The sequence below is a fragment of the Saccharopolyspora flava genome (assembly GCF_900116135.1).
GTDB lineage: Bacteria > Actinomycetota > Actinomycetes > Mycobacteriales > Pseudonocardiaceae > Saccharopolyspora > Saccharopolyspora flava.
This window is the reverse complement of the sequence record NZ_FOZX01000007.1, coordinates 262,256-281,838: the sequence shown is the minus strand read 5'-3', so window position 1 is coordinate 281,838 and position 19,583 is coordinate 262,256. Positions and strand designations below refer to the sequence as shown.

Annotated in this window: 20 protein-coding genes; 10 read left to right on the top strand and 10 right to left on the bottom strand. The window is 69.8% G+C overall.

Annotated features, from left to right (window positions below):
* Positions 1 to 23 precede the first annotated feature (23 nt).
* Together BM424_RS20555 and BM424_RS20550 are read right to left on the bottom strand one after the other, a co-directional pair.
* Entirely contained in the window at positions 24 to 1,427 is a 1,404-nt protein-coding gene (locus BM424_RS20555; RefSeq protein WP_093420559.1) for an MFS transporter, read from the bottom strand.
* Between the two features lie 46 nt (positions 1,428 to 1,473).
* Positions 1,474 to 2,478: an L-idonate 5-dehydrogenase gene (locus BM424_RS20550; RefSeq protein WP_093420556.1), complete on the bottom strand. Its 1,005-nt coding sequence runs from the start codon at positions 2,476 to 2,478 to the stop codon at positions 1,474 to 1,476.
* Between the two features lie 236 nt (positions 2,479 to 2,714).
* On the opposite strand from BM424_RS20550, the gene BM424_RS20545 reads away from it, so the two are divergent.
* Together BM424_RS20545 and BM424_RS20540 are read left to right on the top strand one after the other, a co-directional pair.
* Positions 2,715 to 3,671, top strand: coding sequence for a LacI family DNA-binding transcriptional regulator (locus BM424_RS20545; RefSeq protein WP_093420554.1), 957 nt, complete (start codon positions 2,715 to 2,717; stop codon positions 3,669 to 3,671).
* Between the two features lie 122 nt (positions 3,672 to 3,793).
* Positions 3,794 to 5,182, top strand: a complete 1,389-nt coding sequence (locus BM424_RS20540; RefSeq protein WP_093420552.1) for a hypothetical protein — start codon at positions 3,794 to 3,796, stop codon at positions 5,180 to 5,182.
* Positions 5,183 to 5,200: 18 nt separating this feature from the next.
* Here BM424_RS20540 and BM424_RS20535 read toward each other — a convergent pair whose 3' ends face one another.
* Positions 5,201 to 6,529 carry a sugar porter family MFS transporter gene (locus tag BM424_RS20535; protein ID WP_245776007.1) on the bottom strand — a complete coding sequence of 443 codons (1,329 nt, stop codon included), beginning with the start codon at positions 6,527 to 6,529 and terminating at the stop codon, positions 5,201 to 5,203.
* A gap of 561 nt (positions 6,530 to 7,090) precedes the next feature.
* Between BM424_RS20535 and BM424_RS20530 the strand changes: the two genes are divergently transcribed.
* The gene (locus BM424_RS20530; RefSeq protein ID WP_175548191.1) at positions 7,091 to 7,417 is read left to right on the top strand and encodes a YciI family protein; all 327 of its coding nucleotides are present in this window, start codon (positions 7,091 to 7,093) and stop codon (positions 7,415 to 7,417) included.
* A gap of 41 nt (positions 7,418 to 7,458) precedes the next feature.
* Here the strand turns inward: BM424_RS20530 and BM424_RS20525 are convergent, their stop codons facing one another.
* A complete protein-coding gene (locus BM424_RS20525; RefSeq protein ID WP_093420545.1) occupies positions 7,459 to 7,851 on the bottom strand; it encodes a DUF397 domain-containing protein in 393 nt (130 codons plus the stop codon).
* A 40-nt stretch (positions 7,852 to 7,891) separates the two neighbouring features.
* Positions 7,892 to 8,743 carry a helix-turn-helix domain-containing protein gene (locus BM424_RS20520; protein ID WP_093420712.1) on the bottom strand — a complete coding sequence of 284 codons (852 nt, stop codon included), beginning with the start codon at positions 8,741 to 8,743 and terminating at the stop codon, positions 7,892 to 7,894.
* A gap of 253 nt (positions 8,744 to 8,996) precedes the next feature.
* Between BM424_RS20520 and BM424_RS29890 the strand changes: the two genes are divergently transcribed.
* From BM424_RS29890 to BM424_RS20510, 4 genes are all read left to right on the top strand, one after another.
* The gene (locus tag BM424_RS29890) at positions 8,997 to 9,257 is read left to right on the top strand and encodes an HC3 family zinc finger protein (protein ID WP_139274115.1); all 261 of its coding nucleotides are present in this window, start codon (positions 8,997 to 8,999) and stop codon (positions 9,255 to 9,257) included.
* Positions 9,254 to 9,505, top strand: a complete 252-nt coding sequence (locus tag BM424_RS20515) for a hypothetical protein (protein WP_093420543.1) — start codon at positions 9,254 to 9,256, stop codon at positions 9,503 to 9,505. Before BM424_RS29890 ends, BM424_RS20515 begins: the two co-directional genes overlap by 4 nt.
* Positions 9,502 to 9,990 (top strand): hypothetical protein, encoded by a 489-nt coding sequence (locus BM424_RS28490; RefSeq protein ID WP_139274114.1) that lies wholly within the window; start codon positions 9,502 to 9,504, stop codon positions 9,988 to 9,990. Before BM424_RS20515 ends, BM424_RS28490 begins: the two co-directional genes overlap by 4 nt.
* Positions 9,991 to 10,180: 190 nt before the next feature.
* Positions 10,181 to 11,053 (top strand): helix-turn-helix domain-containing protein, encoded by an 873-nt coding sequence (locus BM424_RS20510; protein WP_093420541.1) that lies wholly within the window; start codon positions 10,181 to 10,183, stop codon positions 11,051 to 11,053.
* A gap of 141 nt (positions 11,054 to 11,194) precedes the next feature.
* On the opposite strand, the gene BM424_RS20505 is transcribed toward BM424_RS20510, so the two are convergent.
* Positions 11,195 to 11,608, bottom strand: a complete 414-nt coding sequence (locus BM424_RS20505; protein ID WP_093420539.1) for a DUF6292 family protein — start codon at positions 11,606 to 11,608, stop codon at positions 11,195 to 11,197.
* A 359-nt stretch (positions 11,609 to 11,967) separates the two neighbouring features.
* Between BM424_RS20505 and BM424_RS28955 the strand changes: the two genes are divergently transcribed.
* Both BM424_RS28955 and BM424_RS20500 read left to right on the top strand, forming a co-directional pair.
* The gene (locus BM424_RS28955; RefSeq protein ID WP_175548190.1) at positions 11,968 to 12,108 is read left to right on the top strand and encodes a hypothetical protein; all 141 of its coding nucleotides are present in this window, start codon (positions 11,968 to 11,970) and stop codon (positions 12,106 to 12,108) included.
* A complete protein-coding gene (locus BM424_RS20500) occupies positions 12,095 to 13,312 on the top strand; it encodes a glycosyltransferase family 2 protein (RefSeq protein ID WP_217649777.1) in 1,218 nt (405 codons plus the stop codon). Before BM424_RS28955 ends, BM424_RS20500 begins: the two co-directional genes overlap by 14 nt.
* A 54-nt stretch (positions 13,313 to 13,366) precedes the next feature.
* Here BM424_RS20500 and BM424_RS20490 read toward each other — a convergent pair whose 3' ends face one another.
* The gene (locus BM424_RS20490; RefSeq protein ID WP_175548189.1) at positions 13,367 to 14,137 is read right to left on the bottom strand and encodes an FkbM family methyltransferase; all 771 of its coding nucleotides are present in this window, start codon (positions 14,135 to 14,137) and stop codon (positions 13,367 to 13,369) included.
* Between the two features lie 96 nt (positions 14,138 to 14,233).
* Here BM424_RS20490 and BM424_RS20485 point away from each other — a divergent pair, with 96 nt between their 5' ends.
* Positions 14,234 to 15,433, top strand: coding sequence for a macrolide family glycosyltransferase (locus tag BM424_RS20485; RefSeq protein ID WP_245776006.1), 1,200 nt, complete (start codon positions 14,234 to 14,236; stop codon positions 15,431 to 15,433).
* Positions 15,434 to 15,456: 23 nt separating this feature from the next.
* Here the strand turns inward: BM424_RS20485 and BM424_RS20480 are convergent, their stop codons facing one another.
* The 3 genes from BM424_RS20480 to dpgD form a co-directional block, all read right to left on the bottom strand.
* Complete coding sequence (locus BM424_RS20480) at positions 15,457 to 15,822, bottom strand: nuclear transport factor 2 family protein (protein ID WP_217649776.1); 366 nt, start codon at positions 15,820 to 15,822, stop codon at positions 15,457 to 15,459.
* Between the two features lie 39 nt (positions 15,823 to 15,861).
* Complete coding sequence (locus BM424_RS20475; protein WP_093420530.1) at positions 15,862 to 18,213, bottom strand: ATP-binding protein; 2,352 nt, start codon at positions 18,211 to 18,213, stop codon at positions 15,862 to 15,864.
* A 524-nt stretch (positions 18,214 to 18,737) separates the two neighbouring features.
* Positions 18,738 to 19,532, bottom strand: coding sequence for an enoyl-CoA-hydratase DpgD (gene dpgD, locus BM424_RS20470; protein WP_093420528.1), 795 nt, complete (start codon positions 19,530 to 19,532; stop codon positions 18,738 to 18,740).
* Positions 19,533 to 19,583 lie beyond the last annotated feature (51 nt).

Sequence of the window (19,583 nt, the reverse complement as noted above, 5' to 3'; positions counted from 1 at the left end):
GTGGCTGAGGCGCCGCCGGGCGGTCAGACCGCGTTGCGCGGGTCCTTGAGGTCGCGGCCGGCGACCTCGGGCATCAGGAAGGTGCCGATGAGCGGGCAGATCGTGAACAGCGCGAGCATGATCGCGATCGGGATCCACGAGCCGCTGGCGGCGGCGACCCAGGCGGCCACGACGACCGGGCCGATGCCGGTGGCCACCATCGCGGCGATCTCGCGGATGACGCCGGTGGCGGCGTAGCGGTGCCGGGAGCCGAAGATCTCCGGCAGCGTGAGGTTCTCCAGCGAGGCCAGGGCCATCACCGACACGTTGTGCATGACGATGTAGCCGAGGAACAGCTGCGGCACCTGCGCGCCGGCGATCGCCATCACCGTCGGCACGATGAGCACCAGCGAGATGACGCTCATGACCTGGTACATGCGGCGGCGGCCGAACTTGTCGCCGAGCGCCCCGACGATCGGCACGGTGACGAACGCGACCAGCGAGGACACGATCACGACGCTGGTGCCGACCGAGGCCGACATGGCCAGGGTGACGGTGATGAACGAGACCATGTAGGTCTGCAGCAGACCGGAGTTGCCCGCCTGGCCGAAGCGCAGCAGGAACGCGGGAATCATGGCGCGCCAGCGGTTCTGGCCGAGCGCTTCGAGCATCGGCTCGTCGTTCTCCCGCTCGGCCTTCTCCCGGATCTCGGCGGTGGTCAGCGCGACGCCGTCGCTGACGTGGGCGCTCTCCTCGAACACCGGGCTCTCCTTGAGCCGGAACCGGACCCACACCGCGAACAGCAGGATCACCGCGCTGCCCAGGAACGGGACGCGCCAGCCCCAGGCCAGCAGCTGCTCCTCGGAGAGCACGGCCACCAGCACGCCCCAGATCGCCGAGGCGCCGAGCGTGCCGCAGTTGGTGCCCAGGGCCACCAGCGAGGCGATGATGCCGCGCCGGTTCGTCGGCGCGTACTCGGCGAGCATGACGCCCGCCCCGGAGATCTCCGCACCGGCGCCGAAGCCCTGCACCAGCCGCAGCACCGCGAGCAGGATCGGGGCGAAGATGCCGATCGTGTGCGCGGTGGGCAGCGCACCGATGAGCGTCGTCGCACCGCCCATCAGGGCGATGGTGATGAACAGGACCTTGGTGCGGCCGACGCGGTCGCCGAGCCGCCCGAAGTACCAGGCGCCGACCGGCCGGGCCAGGTAGCCGACCGCGTAGGTGGCCATGGCCGACACGACCGCCAGCGCGGGGCTCTCGCCGATGAAGAACAGCTGGCTGAACACCAGCCCGGCCGCCAGCGAGTACAGCTGGAAGTCCATGAACTCCAGCGCGGTGCCCAGCCAGCCCGACATCGCCGCTCGCACCAGATCGCTGGTCTTGCGCTGAGCAGGGGGCGCCGTCGTCGCTCCGGTGTTCGCGGGCGGCTGTGGTGAAGTGGACATCGTTGTTCCTTCAGCAGTGGGTGATGCCGTCTGGCACGGAGGGGTGTCAGAACTCGAGGAGGACCTTGCCGGAGGCGGCGGAGTCCTTCGCCGTGGTGAACGCCGCGACCGCCTCGGTCGCGGGCAGCACGTGGGTCACGACCCCGGCGATGGAGGGGTGGGCGGCGAGCATCTCGACGGCCTCGTCGATCTCGGTGGCGAAGCGGAACGTGCCGCGCAGCTGCACTTCCTTCGACACCAGCGGCGCGAGGTTCACCCCGATCGCGGCGTCGGCGAGCATGCCCACCTGCACGACCACGCCGGCGCGGCTCGCCGAGACGACAGCCTGGCTCAGCGACGCGGGCGCCGCCGAGCACTCGAACACCACCGGGTAGGCCGTCGCCGGGACCTCGTCGGTGCCGACGAGGAACGTCTCGTGCGCGCCGACCTGGCGGGCCCGGGCCAGCGCGGACTCCTGGGTGTCGCCGACCGCGACGTGCTCGACCCCGCGGGCGCGCAGCGCCGCGACGACCAGCAGGCCGATCGGCCCGGCGCCGAGGACCAGGGCGCGGGAGCCCAGCTCGTCACCGGCGACGGTCAGGGCGTGCAGCGCGACGCCGAGGGGTTCGGCCAGCGCCGCGTCCTTCAGCGACAGCCCGTCGGGCAGCCGGCGCAGCATGTGCTTCTCGACCACGACGAGGTCGGCCGACGCGCCCTGGCGGTGCGGGAAGTCGGCGGCGCTGCCGAGGTAGTCGCCGCCGGGCCACAGGTGCGGCTTGTCCTCGATCCCCTCGACCGGGGTGCCGAAGCGCGCGGGGTGGGCGGTCACCGGGGTGCCGGTGGCCCACTCGCCGCTCGGGTCGTGCTCGACGGTCGCGGAGAACTCGTGGCCCGGGGCGAAGGGCTCGCGCACCAGGTTCTCGCCGTTCTTGCCGTGGAAGTAGTAGTGCAGGTCGGAACCGCAGATCCCCACGTAGCGCACCCGCAGCAGCACCTCGCCCGCACCGGGTTCCGGAACGGCGGCCTCTTCGAGGCGCATGTCCTCGGCACCGTGGATGAACAGGGCCTTCATCGGTGATCAGCTCCTGGTGACTCGCGTGCGTCGGCGACGTGCGCCAGCCCGGGGTGGCGCCTCGCCGACGGTGTTGGCGACGAGGCTAAGCGAGGCGACGAAGCCGCTGCAAGATGTTTGCCAAAGTTTGCACAACTATTTCACACTGGTGTCAGGCCGCTCCGGCGGCGATCAACTCGGCGGCGGCGATCTTGCACAATGAGTCCGCCCGCCGCCGTCGCGATGAAGGAGCGCACGTGTCCGCCACCCTCACCGACGTCGCCGCGCGGGCGCGGGTCTCGCCCGCCACGGCGTCCCGGGCGTTCAACGATCCCGACCGGCTGGCACCGGCCACGCTCCAGCGGGTGCGGGCCGCCGCGGCCGAGCTCGGCTACGAGACCCCGTCCCCGGCCTGCCGCACGCTGGGCGTGGTGGTCCCGGACCTGGCCAACGCGGTGTTCGCCTCGCTGCTGCGCTCGATCCACGACCAGGCGTGGCACGGCAGGCACCAGCTGGTGGTCGCCCACACCAACGAGGACGGCGACCGCGAGCGCGAAGCCCTCGACCGCTTCGCGACCTCCACCGACGGCATCATCGTCTGCTCGCCCCGCTCCCCGCAGGAACGCCTCGACGAGATCGCGGCCAAGGCCCCGGTGGTGACGATCAACGCCACGACCGACCACGCGCCGAGCGTGCTCATCGCCGCCGACGACGGCCTCCGCCAGGCAGCGGAGCACCTGCGCGCCCTCGGCCACCGGCACGTCGTCTACGTGCCCGGCCCGCAGAACTCGTGGGCCGACCGCACCCGTCACGCCGCGCTGTCGGAGCACTGCGCCGAGCAGGGACTCCGGCTCACGGTCGTCGGCCCCCAGTCGGCCTCGGTCGCGGGCGGTCTGGCCGCCGCGGCCTCGGTGGTGGCCAGCGGCGCCACGGCCGTCGTCGCCTACAACGACCTGGTGGCGCTCGGAGTCCGCGCGGGCGCCCGGAAACTCGGCCGCCACTGCCCCGACGACCTCAGCATCATCGGCATCGACGACCTCGACGTCGCCTCCGTCTCCGACCCGGGCCTGACGTCGGTCCACGTCGGCATCACCGACGGCGGCACCCTCGCGGTCGATCTGGTCCTCGGCCAGATCGACGGACCCCCACGCCACGACGACGTCCACATGCCGTCCCAGCTCATCGTCCGCGACTCCACCACAACACCCGCCTGAGCGCCCCCGCGCGCCGGATTGTTCCCGTTCGTCCCCCGTACGTTGCCCCTCCAGCCCTGTCCCCGAGCGACGGGATCGCGGAGCGTGGGAGCCGACGAACGCGCGAGGAAGGCGGAGCCGCCATGCGAACCCGGGACGAAGAGCCGGCGGGTCACACCCACCCGCCGCCGCAGGCCGGCTCGGCCCGGACTCCGGTGGAATCCCCCGCCGTCCCCGATCCCGGCCACGTCACACCGCAGACCGCCCGAGCTCTCCAGGGGCGCATCGGCAACATCGCGGTCTCGCGGATGCTCGCGGGCCGGTCCGGCCTCCGCTCCGGCCTCCGCTCCGGGTGGCAGCGCGACCTCACCGAGGAACAGCTGCACCAGCACCCCGGCTCAGACGCGCTGCACGTCCGCGGGCCTCGCACGACCGAAGGCGAGTTGAAGCGGGAGAGCCGCAGGCAGCCGGAGCGAAAGTCGCCGAACAAGATCACCGACGAGGCGAACTGGAGGAGGATCGAGGACAGGGCGCAGGGCGACCCGAACCTGGACCGCGAGAAGCAGCGCCTGTCGATCCGCCAGGACCCGCAGACCCTCAACGAGCAGAGACCCTTCCTGCGCAGCGCGCTGAGCGACGCCGCGTTCAACCACGAGTACTTCGAGGACGGCCGAACCACGCACAACGAGATGCTGGAACACATGGGGCGCCGGGACTCGCGAACCGCCCCGTACTGGGCCCAGCAGGACGCGCGCGATCGGAAACTCGCCGCCGACGCGGCACGACTGGCCGCACGACACCGGGCGCAGAACGAGGATCCGAGCTCGGTCACCGCCCGGACCACAGGGACCGACGACGTCCTCAAGGAAGCGGACAGCGTGATCGCGGGCGTGGAGGGCCTGCTCGCGGGGCCGCACGACGGCGTCCTCATCGGGGAGGAGCACACCGGCAGCCCCACCTGGGAATTGCTGGTCACCAACCTGTCCCGGCTCAAGACGGCCGGAGTCAAAACCGTGTACCTGGAGAGCCTGCGCGACGACTCCTATCAAGTGGACGTCGACAAGTACCTGGCGTCGGGAGTCATGTCCGACGGGTTGAAGGAGTTCACCTCGAACTACGACAGGATCCGAGGTTTCACCACCAGGCCCGGACTGACGGCGTTCCTCGCGGCGGCGCGGAAGGAGAACATCCGGGTCCGGGGCATCGACGGCCGTCCGGCGCGCGACGAGGACTCCGACCCGGACACCTACCACCGCCGGGCCGCGACCATGAACACCTACGCCGACCAGGTCGTCGGGAAGGACCGCAAGGGCAGAGGCAAGCAGGGCAAGTACCTGGTGGAGTCGGGACCCTCGCACGCCACGACGCACCGGAGCCGTGACGGGAACCCGATCAGGGTGCACGGTTCCGAGATCCCCGGAACCTTCCCCGGCTTGTCGGACCTGCTGAAGATCCCGGCCGTGACCTACAGCAACCGCGACGACCTGCAGAACTCCCGACTCCGCCGAATCACCCCGGACGAACCGCAGTAGCACCACGGCCGAACCCGGTCAGCGCTCGTGGGTGCGGTCCGGGGTGAGGGCGGCTTCGATCTCCTCCAGACTGCGGTTCTTGGTCTCCGGGAGCCAGCGGTAGAGGTATCCCAGGCACAGGGCGCCGAGCAGCGCGTAGATCCAGAACACCACCGAGGCGCCGAGCGCGGTGATCAGGGTGAGGACGGTCAGCGACACGACGAGGTTCATCGCCCAGTGGGTGACGATGCCGAACGACGCCGCCTGGCCTCGCACGTTGTTGGGGAAGATCTCGCTGTTGACCAGCCAGATCGCAATCCCGAGGCTGCACGCGAACGCCGACTCGTAGATCATGAGCACGACGATCAGCCAGGCCACGGTCGCGCCCTGGATCGGGAACAGGAACACGATCCCGATCGCCACGAGCGCGAGGACGATCAGCGCCGTGCCGCCCAGGATCCAGGGGCGGCGGCCCGCTCGGTCGATCCACAGCAGGGCGGGCACCGTGAACAGCACGTTGACGACCCCGATCGCGACCGACACGCCGATCGCCGCGGTCTTGCCGAAGCCCTCGTCCTCCAGGATCGTCGGCACGTAGTAGATGATCGCGTTCACGCCGACGACCTGGCTCGCCCCGGCGGCCACGACGCCCACCGAGATCCACCGGCGGTAGCGCGGACCGAGCAGTTCGCGGACGGTGATGCGCCCCTCCGCGCGGACCGCTTCGCGGATCTCCGCGACCTCCGATTCGACCTCGCCGGCTCGCCGGGTCCGGGTGAGCACGTCGCGCGCTTCGGCTTCCCTTCCGTGGGAGAGCAGCCAGCGCGGTGATTCCGGGAGTGCCAGCAACCCCACCGACATCAGCACCGCGGGCAGCACGCCGACCCCGATCATCCAGCGCCACGAGGCGGATTCGGACAGGCCGTAGCCGACGAGGTATGCCAGCAGGATCCCGACGGTCACCATGAACTGGTGCAGCGACACGAGCCTGCCCCGGTTCCGGGGCGGTGCGAGCTCGGCGATGTAGGTCGGTACGACCAGCGAGGAAATGCCGATCGCCACGCCCAGGAACACCCGCGACGCGATGAGCCCCCCGGAACCGGGAGAGATCGCCGAACCCAGCGTCGCCAGCGCGTACAGGACGGTCACGCCGAACAGGGTCCGCTTGCGGCCGAACCGGTCCGCCACCCTGCCACCGACGATCACACCGACCACCGCGCCCGCCAGCAGCGAAGCGGTCACCACCTGCTTCATCGTCTCGCCGAGCCGGAACGCGTCGCTGATGTAGGGCAGGGCCGCCGCGACCACGCCCGTGTCGTAGCCGAACAGCAGGCCACCCAGCGCGGCGACGATCGAAGCGCCGGCCACCAGCGCTCCGCCCGTCAACCTCGCCGTCGCGGCGACCGGGGCATGTTCTTCGCCTGGCGAACGCACCATGGTCTCCTCCGCCGCCTCTCCGTCGGATGCGCCTGCACGATCGGGCACTTCGACCTGCCGAGCAGTGTCAATCCGGTTCTCGACCAGTCGCAACCACGGCCCGGCCGCTCCCGGCCGCCGCACCCCGGCCTTCGCCCTCCCGGTTGTCGCGGATGTGGGTGACGGCTCCCGGGAAGCTGGTCACTCTTCCGCGTTTGCGTTCGGGAGGGGACAGTTTTAGCCATAACTGTCGGGTCTCGATGTCCGTTATGTCCGGACAGTTTTCACTAAAACTGCCCCCTGCCCAGGACATCACCAACGCGAGTACCCAAGATCGCTCTTCGGGGCCCCTGACCATCCCGGGCGTGAGCACCGACCGCGCACCCCTAGCCGGTTCGAGACTGCGCCGGCTCCGTCCGAACAGCTGAAGCCCGGGTCGGCAGTGCCTGCGCGGGAATAGGATTCGCTCGGGAGCGTTCTTGTCGGTGGACAGGTTCAGCGGAGGGGATGATCATGGCGTTCTTCCTCGTGCACTACAGCCATCCGGACGAGCAGGGGTGGAAGCGGTACCTCGAACCTCATCTCGACTGGCTGCTCGCCCGCGTCGACGACGGCTCCCTCGTCGCCTCCGGCCCCGCGGTCGACACCGGCACCCGCTCAGCACTGCTGCTGTTTCGAGGAACGGATCGCGACGCGGTTCGGGCGATCCTGGACACCGACCCGTTCATGATCGAGGACCAGGTCGCCGACCTCAGCATCACCGAGTGGGACCCGATCTTCGGCACCTTCCACGACCAATCCACCCAAGCCCACGTCCCCATGCCCCAAATCGGGCGCTAGCCCGGAGGATTCGGCACGGCGCTTGCGGGCAGGGCCCGGTTTCAGGCCGCGAGCCTCGCCGCGTCCGGGAGGGTGAACTCGCCGTTGCGGACACCGGCGACGAAGGCCGTCCACTCCCCCGGCGTGTAGGACAGAGCCACCTGGTCGTCGTCACGCGAACGAATCGTGGCTCCACCGCTGGACTCAACATCGACCCGGATCGCGGAATTCGCCCCACCGTCGCCGACGACCTCGTCGAGGAACGACTGCCACAGCTCAGCGGGCACCACGACCGACGGTCCAACACCACCGTCCTTGCTGTCCCGGATGTGCGCCCGCCCGACCTCGAAGAAGACCTCGACGCAGTCGTTGCCGTTGGGATGACTCAGCGAACTCTTGAACCAAACACCGACCGGCGCACCGCCACGTTCCATGTTCGAGTTATTGCTGATCATCTTGCTGTCACCCCTCGTGCATCGCGGTCATGCCCGATGGCTAGAGGCCGTCGACGAGTTCAAGCAAGAAGCGGCGCGTCTGCTCCGGCCCCGACGCCGCCGCCTTCTGCTGGTCCCACAACGTCAGGTATCCAGAAGTCCGCTTGGCGTCGTCGACGTACGTTCCACCATCGTGTTGTTCGAGGTAAACGATACTCACGGCTGGCTTGGTGTCGTAACCGAAGATCGAGTAATCGTGACCTTGGCCCATGTAGTAACCGGCCGCGAAGGGAACGACCTGAATATCGACGTTGGGCCGGTCCAGGGCAGCAACGAGTGCCATGACCTGCTCCTTGACAACTTCCGGGGTCCCGGTGATCCGGTGGAGTGCTGCCTCGTCGATGACGAACCAGAACTGCTGATCCGTGTTGTCCAGCGCCTCTTGGCGAGCAAGCCTGTCAGCGATATCGCGCTCGATCTGATCTCGTCCCAACGACGGCCGCCAGGCCCGGGACAGCACATGCATGTAGCGCTCGGTCTGCAACAACCCGGGCAGCACCAACGCGCGATACGCGAAGATTCGCTGACAACTCGGCTCCATATCAACGAAGAGACGCATGTGCTGCCGAAACCGGGAGCTGAACGCTCCCCGCTTGGCGCGGCGGTTGCCTTCCGCCTGAAGGTCACGTGCGTAGGCGCTGTCATCCTCGCTGGCGCCGTAGCGCTCCAGCAGCGCGTCCAGCTCTATCGCCCGGATGCCGCTGCCTCTTTCGATGTGCGCGATCTTCTGCTGAGTACAACGCAAGACCGAGGCGGCGTCGTCCTGCGTCAGCCCCGCTTCGACGCGCTGCCGCGCCAGCTCGTTTCCCAACACGATCTTCATCACCGCTGGTGGCAGCTGATGCTGAGCCACGCCCACCTCCGAACTCCCGCGCGTGCAACCACGCTAGATCAGCATTTCACCCGTTTGTGAGTGCACTTAATCTGAGTACACAAGTTACAGTCAACGGCAACGCGTGACCCGCTCTCCAAACACCTCGGTCCTCACAGTTGCGAGTACACAAGTCGCGACCGTACTCCATCGGACACGCAGTGTGATCACGGGACCACGTCGCGCAATGGGGCCGCCCGGCTCACGCCCACGCCTTTGACCACTCGGGGGATCCATGACTTATCGCCCGCACCCGTTCACCTGGTGCCCGAGCACTGGCGCCCGCCATGCGACGACCGAGGTGACCCCCAACGACGGGAACACCTTCAGGGCGCTCTGCGGAGAGTCTCCGGTCGCGAACCGCAACGCCGAAGCCTGGTTCTCACCCACGTGCACGACCTGCAACACCCGCGCGCACGAACTGGCCGGAATTCTCTTGCCACCAGCGCAATTCGACACGCCCACCGGCACTCCTCCCGCACGAGGTGCGGCATGACCACCTTCTACGTCCTGTTCGGTCTGCTCGTGGTCATGCCGTGGGCTGCGGTGGTCGCCGATCTCCGGTTCGTTCGGCAGTGGCGGCTCGTGCACCGCGCGCGGCGCACGACTCGCTGGATCTGGGCGCGACACCCCGAAGCGCGACCGACCTGCGCGAGCGAACACCTGCCCGCCCCGGACCCACTCCCCCTCGACCGGGGCGGGCAGGCCATGTCCACCCGCACACCCACCGAGGAGGGGCGATGAGCCCGATCATCCTCGCCCGGCCGAGGCCCGAGTTCTTCGCGCAAACGCGCCAGGTCATCCACGCGTTTCCGGCTGGGCAGCACCACACGTGCGACCGACGACGAGCGCTCTGCGGATTCTCCGCTCCCGCAACACTTCTCGTTCCCGTCGCGGAGATCTCCGGAATGGGCTGCGAACTGTGCCTGGCGGCCCTTCCTGCCGATCTGTTCCCCGGCGACGCAGCCAACGCGATTCTGCCGCCGGCGCCTCCTCCGACCGTCGAAGGCCCTCCGTACGCCATCGGCCTCCGCGGCGAACGCGTGCGACACCGACTCGCAACCAATCCCGTGACGACCCACTTCGAGGGACGCGACGCGGTCCTCTGCGCCTGCGGTGCTATCGGCTTCCTCGCGCACGGCGAACCACCGCCCGGCTACCAGCCCTGCCCTCACTGCGACGGTGAAGGCTGTGGAGCGCTCTCCACGACGTGGGGGAAGTTTTCATGAAAACTTCCCCCACCCGATCGGCCTTCTGAGCTCACAGCACACCGATCGCCGACCAGGTTAGTTCACGGTTAGCTCATGCTTATGGGTGGAACTAATAGACGCCTATTCCTGATCTAAGCGACTATGTCCGAGTCCGTGTTCGCTCTGGCGTGAGTACCGCCCACGCTGATCATGAGGAGTTCGCAGCACCGTGCCGGTCCCGAACACGCCACAACGAGCCCTGCTCGCCCAACGTCTTCGCGAGCTGCGCGCTGCTGCGTTCACCTCGGGAAGCGCTCTGGCGCGCCACCTCGGCTGGCACCAGACGCGAGTCTCGAAACTCGAGCAGGGCAACCAACGCCCCACCGACGACGACCTCCGCGACTGGGCCGACGCCGTCGGAGCCACACAGGCCCAGCTCGACGAGCTCTACGAACTCGCCAGCGCCGCGCGGATCGAATACGCGACCTTCGGACAGCGCTACCGTCGGCACGGCGGCGCGGTCGCCGAACAGGAAACCACGGCCCACGAGGACGCGGCTTCCGCGCGCATCGCCGAGTTCCAGCCCGCGATGATCCCCGGCTTGCTGCAGACCGCCGCGTACGCCCGTGACGTCCTCACCCGGCCCTGCGGTCCCGCGTCCCACGGCATCGGCTCAGACGAGACCGAGCAGATCGTCGGGAAACGCATGGAACGCCAGCAGATCCTCTACCAACCGCAGCAGCAGATCCAGATCGTCATGGGCGAAGCCGCTTTGCGCACCCGGTTCGGCACCGTGGAAACGCTCGTCGGCCAACTCGACCGGCTGCTCGCCCTCACGGGCTACACCCAGGTCGAGATCGGCGTCATCCCCTTCACCGCGGCGATGCCGGTCTTCCCGCTGACCAACTTCCTGCTCTACGACGACCACGTTCTGATCGAATCCATCACCGCTCAACAGCGCCTCGACTCCCGCGACGACGTCAAGAACTACGAGAGCTACTTCGACCAGCTCCGCGAAGCGGCCGTCACCGGACCAGAGCTCGAAGCCCTGCTCCTGCGCGTCGCCGCCGACCTCCGCGCTCGAGGCTCGATGGGCGCCTGACACCGATGACCCTGTCCCCACTGCGACGGTGAAGGTGTTGAACGCGCTCCACGACGTGGGGGAGGGGGGAAGTTTTCATGAAAACTTCCCCCCATACCGCCGGGTTCGCCCACGACGTCAGGGGTCCGGAAGTCCGTTGGTCTAGTGGTGTTCTGCGTCCTGGAAGTGTTCGAGGCGGTTCTCCAGGTCGTCTGGGGCGTTGGGGCGGCGGAAGGCGTGGGGTTGGATCGAGCCCGGGCTTTCTCCTCGGAGGGCTGCTCGGAGGAACTGCTGCACGGTGGTCGGTCGTGGGAGGACGTCTTCGCCGAGGTAGGAGACCGGGGTCGTCTCGCCCTCGCCGTCGGTCTCGACGCGCAGCGCCCAGCCGCTCACCTCGTCCCAGGTCAGCAGCAGCGGGCAGTCCGGCAGCGTCGGCACGCGGGAGGACAGCAGGATCAGCACGGTCGCCGGGGACTCCTCGACCTCGAAGTCGACCGTGGTGAACTCCCCCAACCCGCTGGTCACGCTCCGGACATACGTCACCAGCCCGCTCACCGCGGCGGTCGTCATGCCCATCCGGCGTCTCCCGTAGCTCGTTCGGGGAAGCGGCGTGCGGCGCTTCCGGTTCGGTAGAACACGTGGTCCCCTCTCGTCGAAAGCCAACAGACCCCGGTTACCGACCAGCGCGCTTCGTCAAACAGCCGATCTCCACCTCACCCGGGCCCCGCCGCCGGCCGCAGCGGACCCCGGCGCGTTCTCCTACCCTTTCCCCAACGCCAGGCCCGCACCGGGCCGCCACGGCACGACGGGGGCTGTTCATGGGAGCAGGGGACGACTTCCCGCGGATCCGGTTCGACCCGACCAGACCCGCTTCCGCCGCGCGCGCCCTGGCGGGATTCCTGCTCGGCACCGTGTTGTGGGTGGCGGCCTTCTGAGTGGGCATCGTTCTCCTCGGGCACACCTACATCGTGCGCACGCTCCTCCTGGTCACCGCCGCGTCGTGCGTCGTCTTCGGCATCTCGCTGCTGTGCGCCCACGCCGTGAAGCGCCGAGGGGAACGCCGTGCGGGCCGTTGATCTCCTGCTGGTGTTCCTCGCCTTCTACCCGGTCGTGACGAGCGCGGCGTGGATGGTCGTAGGGACCTTGTTCCGCTTGCTCGACGAGCGCGTCCCGCTCGTCCGGCCGCCCGAGGGCTGGCCGGGGGTGACCGTGCTCGTCCCGGCCTACAACGAGGAAGCGGTGATCAGCCGCTGCGTCGCCGCGCTGCGCGAGCTGGACTACCCCTCCTTGGAGGTGCTGGTCCTCAACGACGGCTCCAGCGACCGGACCGTGGCCGAGGCCCGCGCGGCAGCGGACGGCGATCCCCGCATCGCGGTGGTCGACGACGGCGTCAACCTGGGCAAGGCCGACCGGCTCAACGACGGGATGCGCCGCGCCGAGCACGACCTCGTGCTGGTCACCGACGCCGACACGCACCTCCACCCGGATGCGGTGAAGCACCTCGTGATCCGGATGCTGCGTTCTCCGCGCAACGCGGCCATCGCGGGCAGCCCGCGCGTGACCAACCGGGGCCGCGTGATCACGGCCATGCAGATCCTCGAAACCGCGTCGCTGATCGGGCTCATGCGCCGCACCCACGCACTGTCCGGTCACGTCGGGACGGTGGCCGGTGTGCTCGGCCTCTTCCGCCGCGACGCGGCGCTCGCCGTGGGCGGTTACGACCCGCGCATGGCCACCGAGGACATCGAGCTCACCTGGCGTCTCCTGGAAGCCGGCTACCTCACCGGATTCGCGCCCAACGCCCTGGTCGGCATGCAGGTGCCGGAGACGGTCCGCGCGATCTGGGCGCAGCGCACCCGCTGGGCCCGCGGCCAGGGAGAGGTGCTGCGCTCCCACGCCCGCACCGTGCTCCGACTCCGCAACGTCGCCCTGTGGCCGATCGCCCTCGAAGCCCTGCTGTCCTACATCTGGGTGCTGACCATGCTGCTGTCGACCGCGTACGGGGTCACGCACTGGATCCTGCACCCCGGCGACACCAAGTTCCGGTGGATGCTGGCCTGGGGCATGGGCATAGCGGTGATCGCCATGCTGCAGCTCGCCGTCGCCACCGCCATCGACCTGCGCCTCGATCCACGACTCGGCTACGCGTGCGCGCTGCTCCCCCTCTACCCGCTGGCGTACTGGACCATCAACGCCCTGGCCGCGATCGCCGCCCAAACCCGCGGACTCCTGAGGGGCCCGCGCACGAAACGAGTGGTCTGGGACCTACCGCGCACCTGACCGGCTCCGGCCGTACGCCGGAGGTGCACTGATGTCGCGCTGCTGGAAGCAGCTCTACCGGATCGCGTAGACCATGGATTGGCGGAGGGTTTCGGGGATGTCGGGGGCGGGTTCGACCGTGGTGGTGAAGCCGTGGGTGTGGAGGAGTTCGAGGATCGTGTTGAGGCGGTCGTCGAAGTCCTGGACTTCGAGGACGCACTGCTGGATCCGCTGCCAGTCCGGTTCGTCGAGGCCTTGCAGGACCTCCAGTTCCGCGCCCTCCACGTCGACCTTGAGCAGGTCGATGCGGCCCTCGGGTTCCCAGTCGCGCAGGACGTCGGACAGGCGCCGGACCTCGGCCTCCACCTCGACGGCGCCCATGATGCGCTCCACCGCGTCCGGGCCGATCTGCTCGACGATCAGGTCCTGGTTGATCTTCTTCTGCTCCGGGTAGCGGGTCGAATTGCCGTGCAGCGCCGGGTAGAACGTGAAGGTCACCCGCTCCTCGGGCCGGCTGCCGAGCGCGGCGCGCACCACCTCCGCACCGCTCACGCCGTGGCGGTCCAGGTTCTCCCGAAGCGCGCGGTGGGTCGCGGGGATCGGTTCGAAGGCCAGGATCCGGGTGCCCGGGAACTCCTTCGCGACGAACAGGCAGAACATCCCCACGTTCGCGCCCACGTCCACGACCCGCGCCGACTCGGAGAGCCGGATCCCGTGCCGGAGGTAGGTGCGTTCGACGAAGATCTCGTTGTAGATGAACTGGATCTCGTCGAGCAGCACCTCCTCCGGCTGCGGCACCGAGACCTCGAAACCGCCGGCGACCTGGACCTGCCTGATTTCTGCCATGATGTCCTCCTCGACCTGTTCTCCCAGCGTGCGGGCGCGTGAACTAGTGAAACGGCCAGTTGTTCGGCGCTCGCCGGTTCGCTTAACGTCGCTGGCATGAGCCATCTCGCGATGGTGAGCATCGCCCACCACGGTCATGTGAATCCGAGCCTGGGGGCGGTGCGGGAGCTGGCCGCGCGCGGCCACCGGGTCAGCTACGCCATCCCGGACGAAGGGGACTTCGTCGCGAAAGTGCGCGCCACCGGGGCCGAACCGCGCGTGTGGACATCCACGCTGCCCGCCGCCGGGGACCCGCCCGAGGCGTGGGGCAGCTCCCGGATCGAACTCGCCGAGCTGTTCCTGACCGACGCGATCCAGGCGCTGCCGCAGCTGGACGCGCTGTTCCGCGACGACGTTCCCGACCTGGTGCTCAGCGACATCTCCGGTTGGGCCGCACGGGTTCTCGCGCACCGCTGGGACGTGCCCTACGTGCAGTTCTGCCCCAACCTGGTGCCCTGGGAGGGCTACCAGGACGAGATCGGGGCGCAGCTGGTGCAGGAGATGAAGGCCTCCCCCGAAGGCCGCGCGCACTACGCGCGGTGGGACTCCTGGCTCGCCGAGAACGGGCTCGCCGGAACCGATCCCGACGAGTTCTCGTCCCATCCCCCGCGCACGCTCGTGCTCATCCCCCAGGCCCTCCAGCCCTTCGCCGACCGCGTCGACACCCGCCGGTACAGCTTCGTCGGAGCCTGCCAGGACGACCGGGCCGACCAGGGCACGTGGCAGCGTCCCGCCGGGGCCGAGGGCAAGCGGATCGCGCTGGTCTCGCTCGGCTCCAACTTCACCAAGCAGCCCGGTTTCTACCGGGCCTGCGCCGCCGCCTTCGGCGCGCTGCCCGACTGGCACCTGGTGCTCCAGGTCGGCAGGCAGGTCACCGAGCGGGAACTCGGCCCGGTACCGGACAACGTCGAGGTGCACTCCTGGGTCCCGCAGCTGGACGTGCTGCGGCAGGCCGACCTGTTCATCACCCACGCCGGGGCCGGCGGCGCCCAGGAAGGCCTGGCCACCGGCACCCCGATGCTCTGCGTCCCGCAGGCCGCCGACCAGTTCGACAACGCCAACCTGCTGGTCGGGCTCGGCGTCGCCGAACGCCTCGACACCGCCGAGGCGACCGCGGAGGCGCTGCGCGCCGCCGTTGCCCGGCTCGCCGACGACCCGGAGGTGGCCGCCCGCTGCGCCGCCGAGCAGCAGCGGACCGGGACCGCCGACGGGTCCCGGCTCGCGGCGGACCTGGTCGAGGCGGAACTGCCCGGCTGACCGGTCCGCCGCTGCGGTCGCGCTCACACCGCGGGGACGTAGAAGAAGGTGTCGCGCCGCGAGAACCGGCCCGACGGTTCGAGCACGAAGAAGTCCGCGAAGTCCACGTCGAGGGTGCTCCGGTCCTTGAGCGTGCCGGAGAACGTACCGCGCACCGCGACCTTCCCCGGCTCCGACACCAGCTCGGTCAGCTCGTGCCTGCCGTGGTCGATCACCCGCTGCGAGGCATAGAACGCGCGCAGCTCCGCCCTGCCGACCAGCGGCGCGTAACCCGGCCTGCGGTAGACGGCGCTCTCGCTGAACAGCTGGAGCAGGCCCTCGACGTCGCCGAGGTCCACCATGTCGTAGTAGGAGCGCACGACCTCGGCTCCTGCGGCTGTGTCAAGCACGACGGTTCCACCTCACCTGAGTGCAGCGCACCGGACGCATCAGACGCGCTGCTGCTTGTAGTGGCGGGAGTACCAGGCGGCCAGGTGCGCTCGCGTGTTCAGCCCCCGAGCCGTCCGGATGTTGCGCAGGTGCGTTTCCACCGTCCGCACCGACAGGTACATCTGCGCGGCGATCTGCCGGTTCGTCAGCCCCTTCGCCACCAGGCTCGCGATCTTCTGCTCCCGGTCGCTCAGCGGCCTGCCCTCCCGCTTCGGCTGGGCCGCGTCGCCTGCCGCCTCCCGCCGGGCGAACCGGACGGCGTCGACGCCGCTCAGGGCCTCGCCCGCGGCCAGGGCCTGCTCGGCGGCGGATTCCGAGAGGGCGTTGCGCGCGGCGACTTCCGCCTTGGCCAGCCGTTCCGAGAGCCACTCGATGCCGGTCACCGACTCGTCGATCCCGTTGGCCTCGACGATCACCAGCAGGCTCAGCGCGCGGGCGTACTCGGCGCGCCCCAGCGCGGTGAACACGAACCCGACGAACACGCTGGTCACGCTCTCGTCGAGCAGCGCGGAGAACCGCTCCTCGGCCTCCTCGTAGCGCTCCTGCTCGCACAGCAGCAGGCCGTGCACGAACTCGGCGCAGCGCGCCGGGCCGGTGAGCCCGGACTCGCGAACGAGCTCCAGGACGGCGAGCACCGCCGAGGAGCGGCGGGCCAGCAGGTCCAGGTCGGCCACCACGCTGCGCATCGCCGCGTACAGGCACAGCACCGTGATCATCGTGTCGCCGAGCTGGGTGCTCACGCGCAGCCGCGCCCGCAGGTCGGCCAGGTCCGTCGAGGACGCCGACAGGAAGTACTCCATCACCGACATGCGGCTGGTGAGGAAGTCGTGGGGTGCGGCCGAGGACGTCGCGATCGCCTGGCGGGCGAAGCACTCAGCCCGCTCGAAATCCGATGCCGCGCCCGACACCACAGCGGCCGTGGCCAGCGCGACGCCCCGGTAGAGGTTCGCGGCGCTGGCGGACTCGAGGGCTTCGGCGGCGCGGCCGGAGGCGGTCGGGCGCTTGCCCTTCATCAGGTCGGCGGCGTCGGCCGCCGCGGCGAGCAGCAGCTCGCGGTCGTCGCCGCGCGAGCGCAGCCATCCCAGGACCTGCTCGACGTGGCCGCGCTCGATCCGGACGAAGTCCGCGGTCTCGCCGTCCATCACGCCGTGCTGCGCGAAATCACCGGTCGCGGCGACGATCCAGTCGGCCAGCAGCTCGCGGGCGCGTTCGGCCTCGTCGCGGTCGGCGAGGTGCTCGCGGGCGACGTGCCGGACGCTGCCGGACATCCGGAAGCGGGCCTCGTCGGAACCGGGCACGGCCGCGATCAGCGACTTCGATTCGAGGGAGGCCAGCAGTTCCGGCACCTCCGCCGCGTCGATACCTGCTGCGGCGGCGACCGTGGCGGCGGCCGTCACGCCGAACTCGCCGCGCAGCGCCGAGGTCGTGCGCGCCAGGGCGCGTTCCGGTTCGGCGAGCCGGTCGTAGCTCCAGCCGACGGCGGCGCGCAGGCTCTGGTGCCGCGGAGGGGCGGTCGCCCAGCCGGTGGTGAGCAGGTTGGCGCTGTCGCCGAGCCTGCGGACGATCTCGGCGACGGGGAACGCGCGCACCCGCAGCGCCGCCAGCTCCACCATCAGCGGCAGCCCGTCGAGGCGGGCGCAGATCTCCCGCACGTCGGCGGCGTTGTCGTCGGTGAGCTCGAAGCCCGGCACCACCGCGGCCGCGCGCTCGACGAACAGCCGCACCGCGGCGTCGTCGGCGTCCTCGCACGGCAGGCCGTCCACGACGTGCACGACCTCGCCGGGCAGGCGCAGCGGTTCCCGGCTCGTGGCCAGCACCCGCAGGTCGGGGTGGCGGGACAGGATCGCGTTGACGGTGCGGCTGCACCCGCTCAGCACGTGCTCGCAGTTGTCCAGCACCAGCAGCCGGGCGTCGCCGTCGCGCTCGGTGCCCTTGAGCTCCGCTTCGACTCGGGACATCACCTTGTCCGGGTCGCTGATCGAGGCGAGTTCGACGTAGATGACGTGGTGCCGCGCGCGGCGCTGCTCGACCGCGGCGGCCTCCACGGCCAGGCGGGTCTTGCCCGCGCCGGGGGCGCCGGTGACGGTGACCAGCCGGTCGTCGCGGATGTAGCGGCTCAGCGCGAGGAGTTCGTCCTCGCGGCCGACGAAGCTGCCGAGCTGCTCCAGCAGTCCGACGGTCGAGGCCGCACCGGCTCTGCTCTCCGACACCCGCTGCCGGTAGGCGCGCTGCCGGCAGGCGTTGGAGCAGAACTTCGCCTCACGTCGTCCGCCCGCCGAGTGCGCGGCGATCTCGCCCCCGCAGGCGCGGCAGGTCTGGACTCCGCCGGTGGCTTCCGGCGCGCCCCTCACCGGTCGCACCTCTCGGGAGCGCCGCCGGTCGGCGGCGTCGGGGAGCCGAGCGATGTTTCAGGGGACCACGCCATGCCTGCGCCTCTTTCACGCCCAACCGAGCGGATTCAAGCGGATTCGAGAGGTTGTCGGGAACTTCCGGATGACATGACGATCGAACCCGCACACCACTGGTCGAGTCAACGCCGCAAAACTAGTACTTTCATTGAACTAAAGCGGCTAAACGATATTGTGCACGCTCGATCACCCAAAGTAATCGCCTCGTTCATCAAATGGAGAACCGCAGGCCAACCCGACCCGAAGGACCAGCGCACGACCCTTGAAGCCGCGCACGTCTAATGGTTTCCCTCTTCCTCGGAATCGATCGCGGGTATAAGATCGATTCTCGGACGCGAGAACTCACATTCGCGCAATGCGATGGAAACCATCGGCGCTTCCGCGATTCAGCGCGCGACGCGAATTCACACATCGCGTTGCGACAATGGTAAATCGAGGAGAACGGGACCCGATTGCGCGGGGTCGCGCTATTCACCGCGCCAGGCGGGATCGCGCTTCTCCGCGAAGGCGCGCGGTCCCTCCACGGCGTCGCGGCTCGCCCGCCTGCGGGTCTCCTCCGGGTACTCGGCGACGAAGGCGTCCTCGATCGGCATGTCCACCGACCGCAGCACGGCCTGCTTGACCGCGCGCACCGCCAGCGGGGCCGCCGCCAGCAGGTCGGCCACCCAGCCCTCCACGCACGCGTCCACCTCCTCGGCGGGCACCACGTCGTTCACCAGGCCGAACCCGTGCGCCTCGGCCGCCGACATCCGCCTGCCGGTCAGCAGGTGCCCCATCGCCTTGCGCAACGGCAGCTGGCGCGCCAGCCGGAAAGCACCGCCCGCACCGGGAACCAGCCCCAGCCGCACCTCGGGCAGGCCGAAGACCGCGTCGTCGGCCGCGACCACGATGTCGCACGCCAGCAGCAGCTCGAACCCGCCCCCGAGCGCGTACCCGCGCGCGGCCGCGACCACCGGCTTGGTGAGGTCGAACCGCTCGGTCAGCCGCGGCCAGCCCGGCAGGCCGCGGCTGCCGAAGGACGTCCGCTGCGCGCCGTCGGCGTCGAGCGCGGCGCGTTCCCGCAGGTCCTGACCCACGGAGAAGGCGCGGTCGCCGGCCCCGGCCAGCACCACGACGCGGACGTCGTCGTCGTCCTCCACGTCGTCCCACACCTCGCCGAGCTCGGCGTGCATCTGCAGGTCCATCGCGTTGAGGACCTCGGGCCGGTCGAGGGTGACCCGCGCGACGTGACCGTCCTTGCGGTAACGAACGTGGGACGCCATGCGGGTACCTCCGTGGGATGCGTGCGCCGTCGGCGCGAGGCTAGGGACCGG

Bases quoted from the DNA above. Each gene is read 5' to 3' on its own strand.
- BM424_RS20555 (WP_093420559.1), bottom strand. From the start codon at position 1,427: ATGTCCACTTCACCACAGCCGCCCGCGAACACCGGAGCGACGACGGCG.
- BM424_RS20550 (WP_093420556.1), bottom strand. From the start codon at position 2,478: ATGAAGGCCCTGTTCATCCACGGTGCCGAGGACATGCGCCTCGAAGAG.
- BM424_RS29890 (WP_139274115.1), top strand. From the start codon at position 8,997: ATGACTTATCGCCCGCACCCGTTCACCTGGTGCCCGAGCACTGGCGCC.
- BM424_RS28490 (WP_139274114.1), top strand. From the start codon at position 9,502: ATGAGCCCGATCATCCTCGCCCGGCCGAGGCCCGAGTTCTTCGCGCAA.
- BM424_RS20515 (WP_093420543.1), top strand. From the start codon at position 9,254: ATGACCACCTTCTACGTCCTGTTCGGTCTGCTCGTGGTCATGCCGTGG.
- BM424_RS20530 (WP_175548191.1), top strand. From the start codon at position 7,091: ATGGCGTTCTTCCTCGTGCACTACAGCCATCCGGACGAGCAGGGGTGG.
- BM424_RS20525 (WP_093420545.1), bottom strand. From the start codon at position 7,851: ATGATCAGCAATAACTCGAACATGGAACGTGGCGGTGCGCCGGTCGGT.
- BM424_RS20490 (WP_175548189.1), bottom strand. From the start codon at position 14,137: ATGGCAGAAATCAGGCAGGTCCAGGTCGCCGGCGGTTTCGAGGTCTCG.
- dpgD (WP_093420528.1), bottom strand. From the start codon at position 19,532: ATGGCGTCCCACGTTCGTTACCGCAAGGACGGTCACGTCGCGCGGGTC.
- BM424_RS20540 (WP_093420552.1), top strand. From the start codon at position 3,794: ATGCGAACCCGGGACGAAGAGCCGGCGGGTCACACCCACCCGCCGCCG.
- BM424_RS20505 (WP_093420539.1), bottom strand. From the start codon at position 11,608: ATGGGCATGACGACCGCCGCGGTGAGCGGGCTGGTGACGTATGTCCGG.
- BM424_RS20485 (WP_245776006.1), top strand. From the start codon at position 14,234: ATGAGCCATCTCGCGATGGTGAGCATCGCCCACCACGGTCATGTGAAT.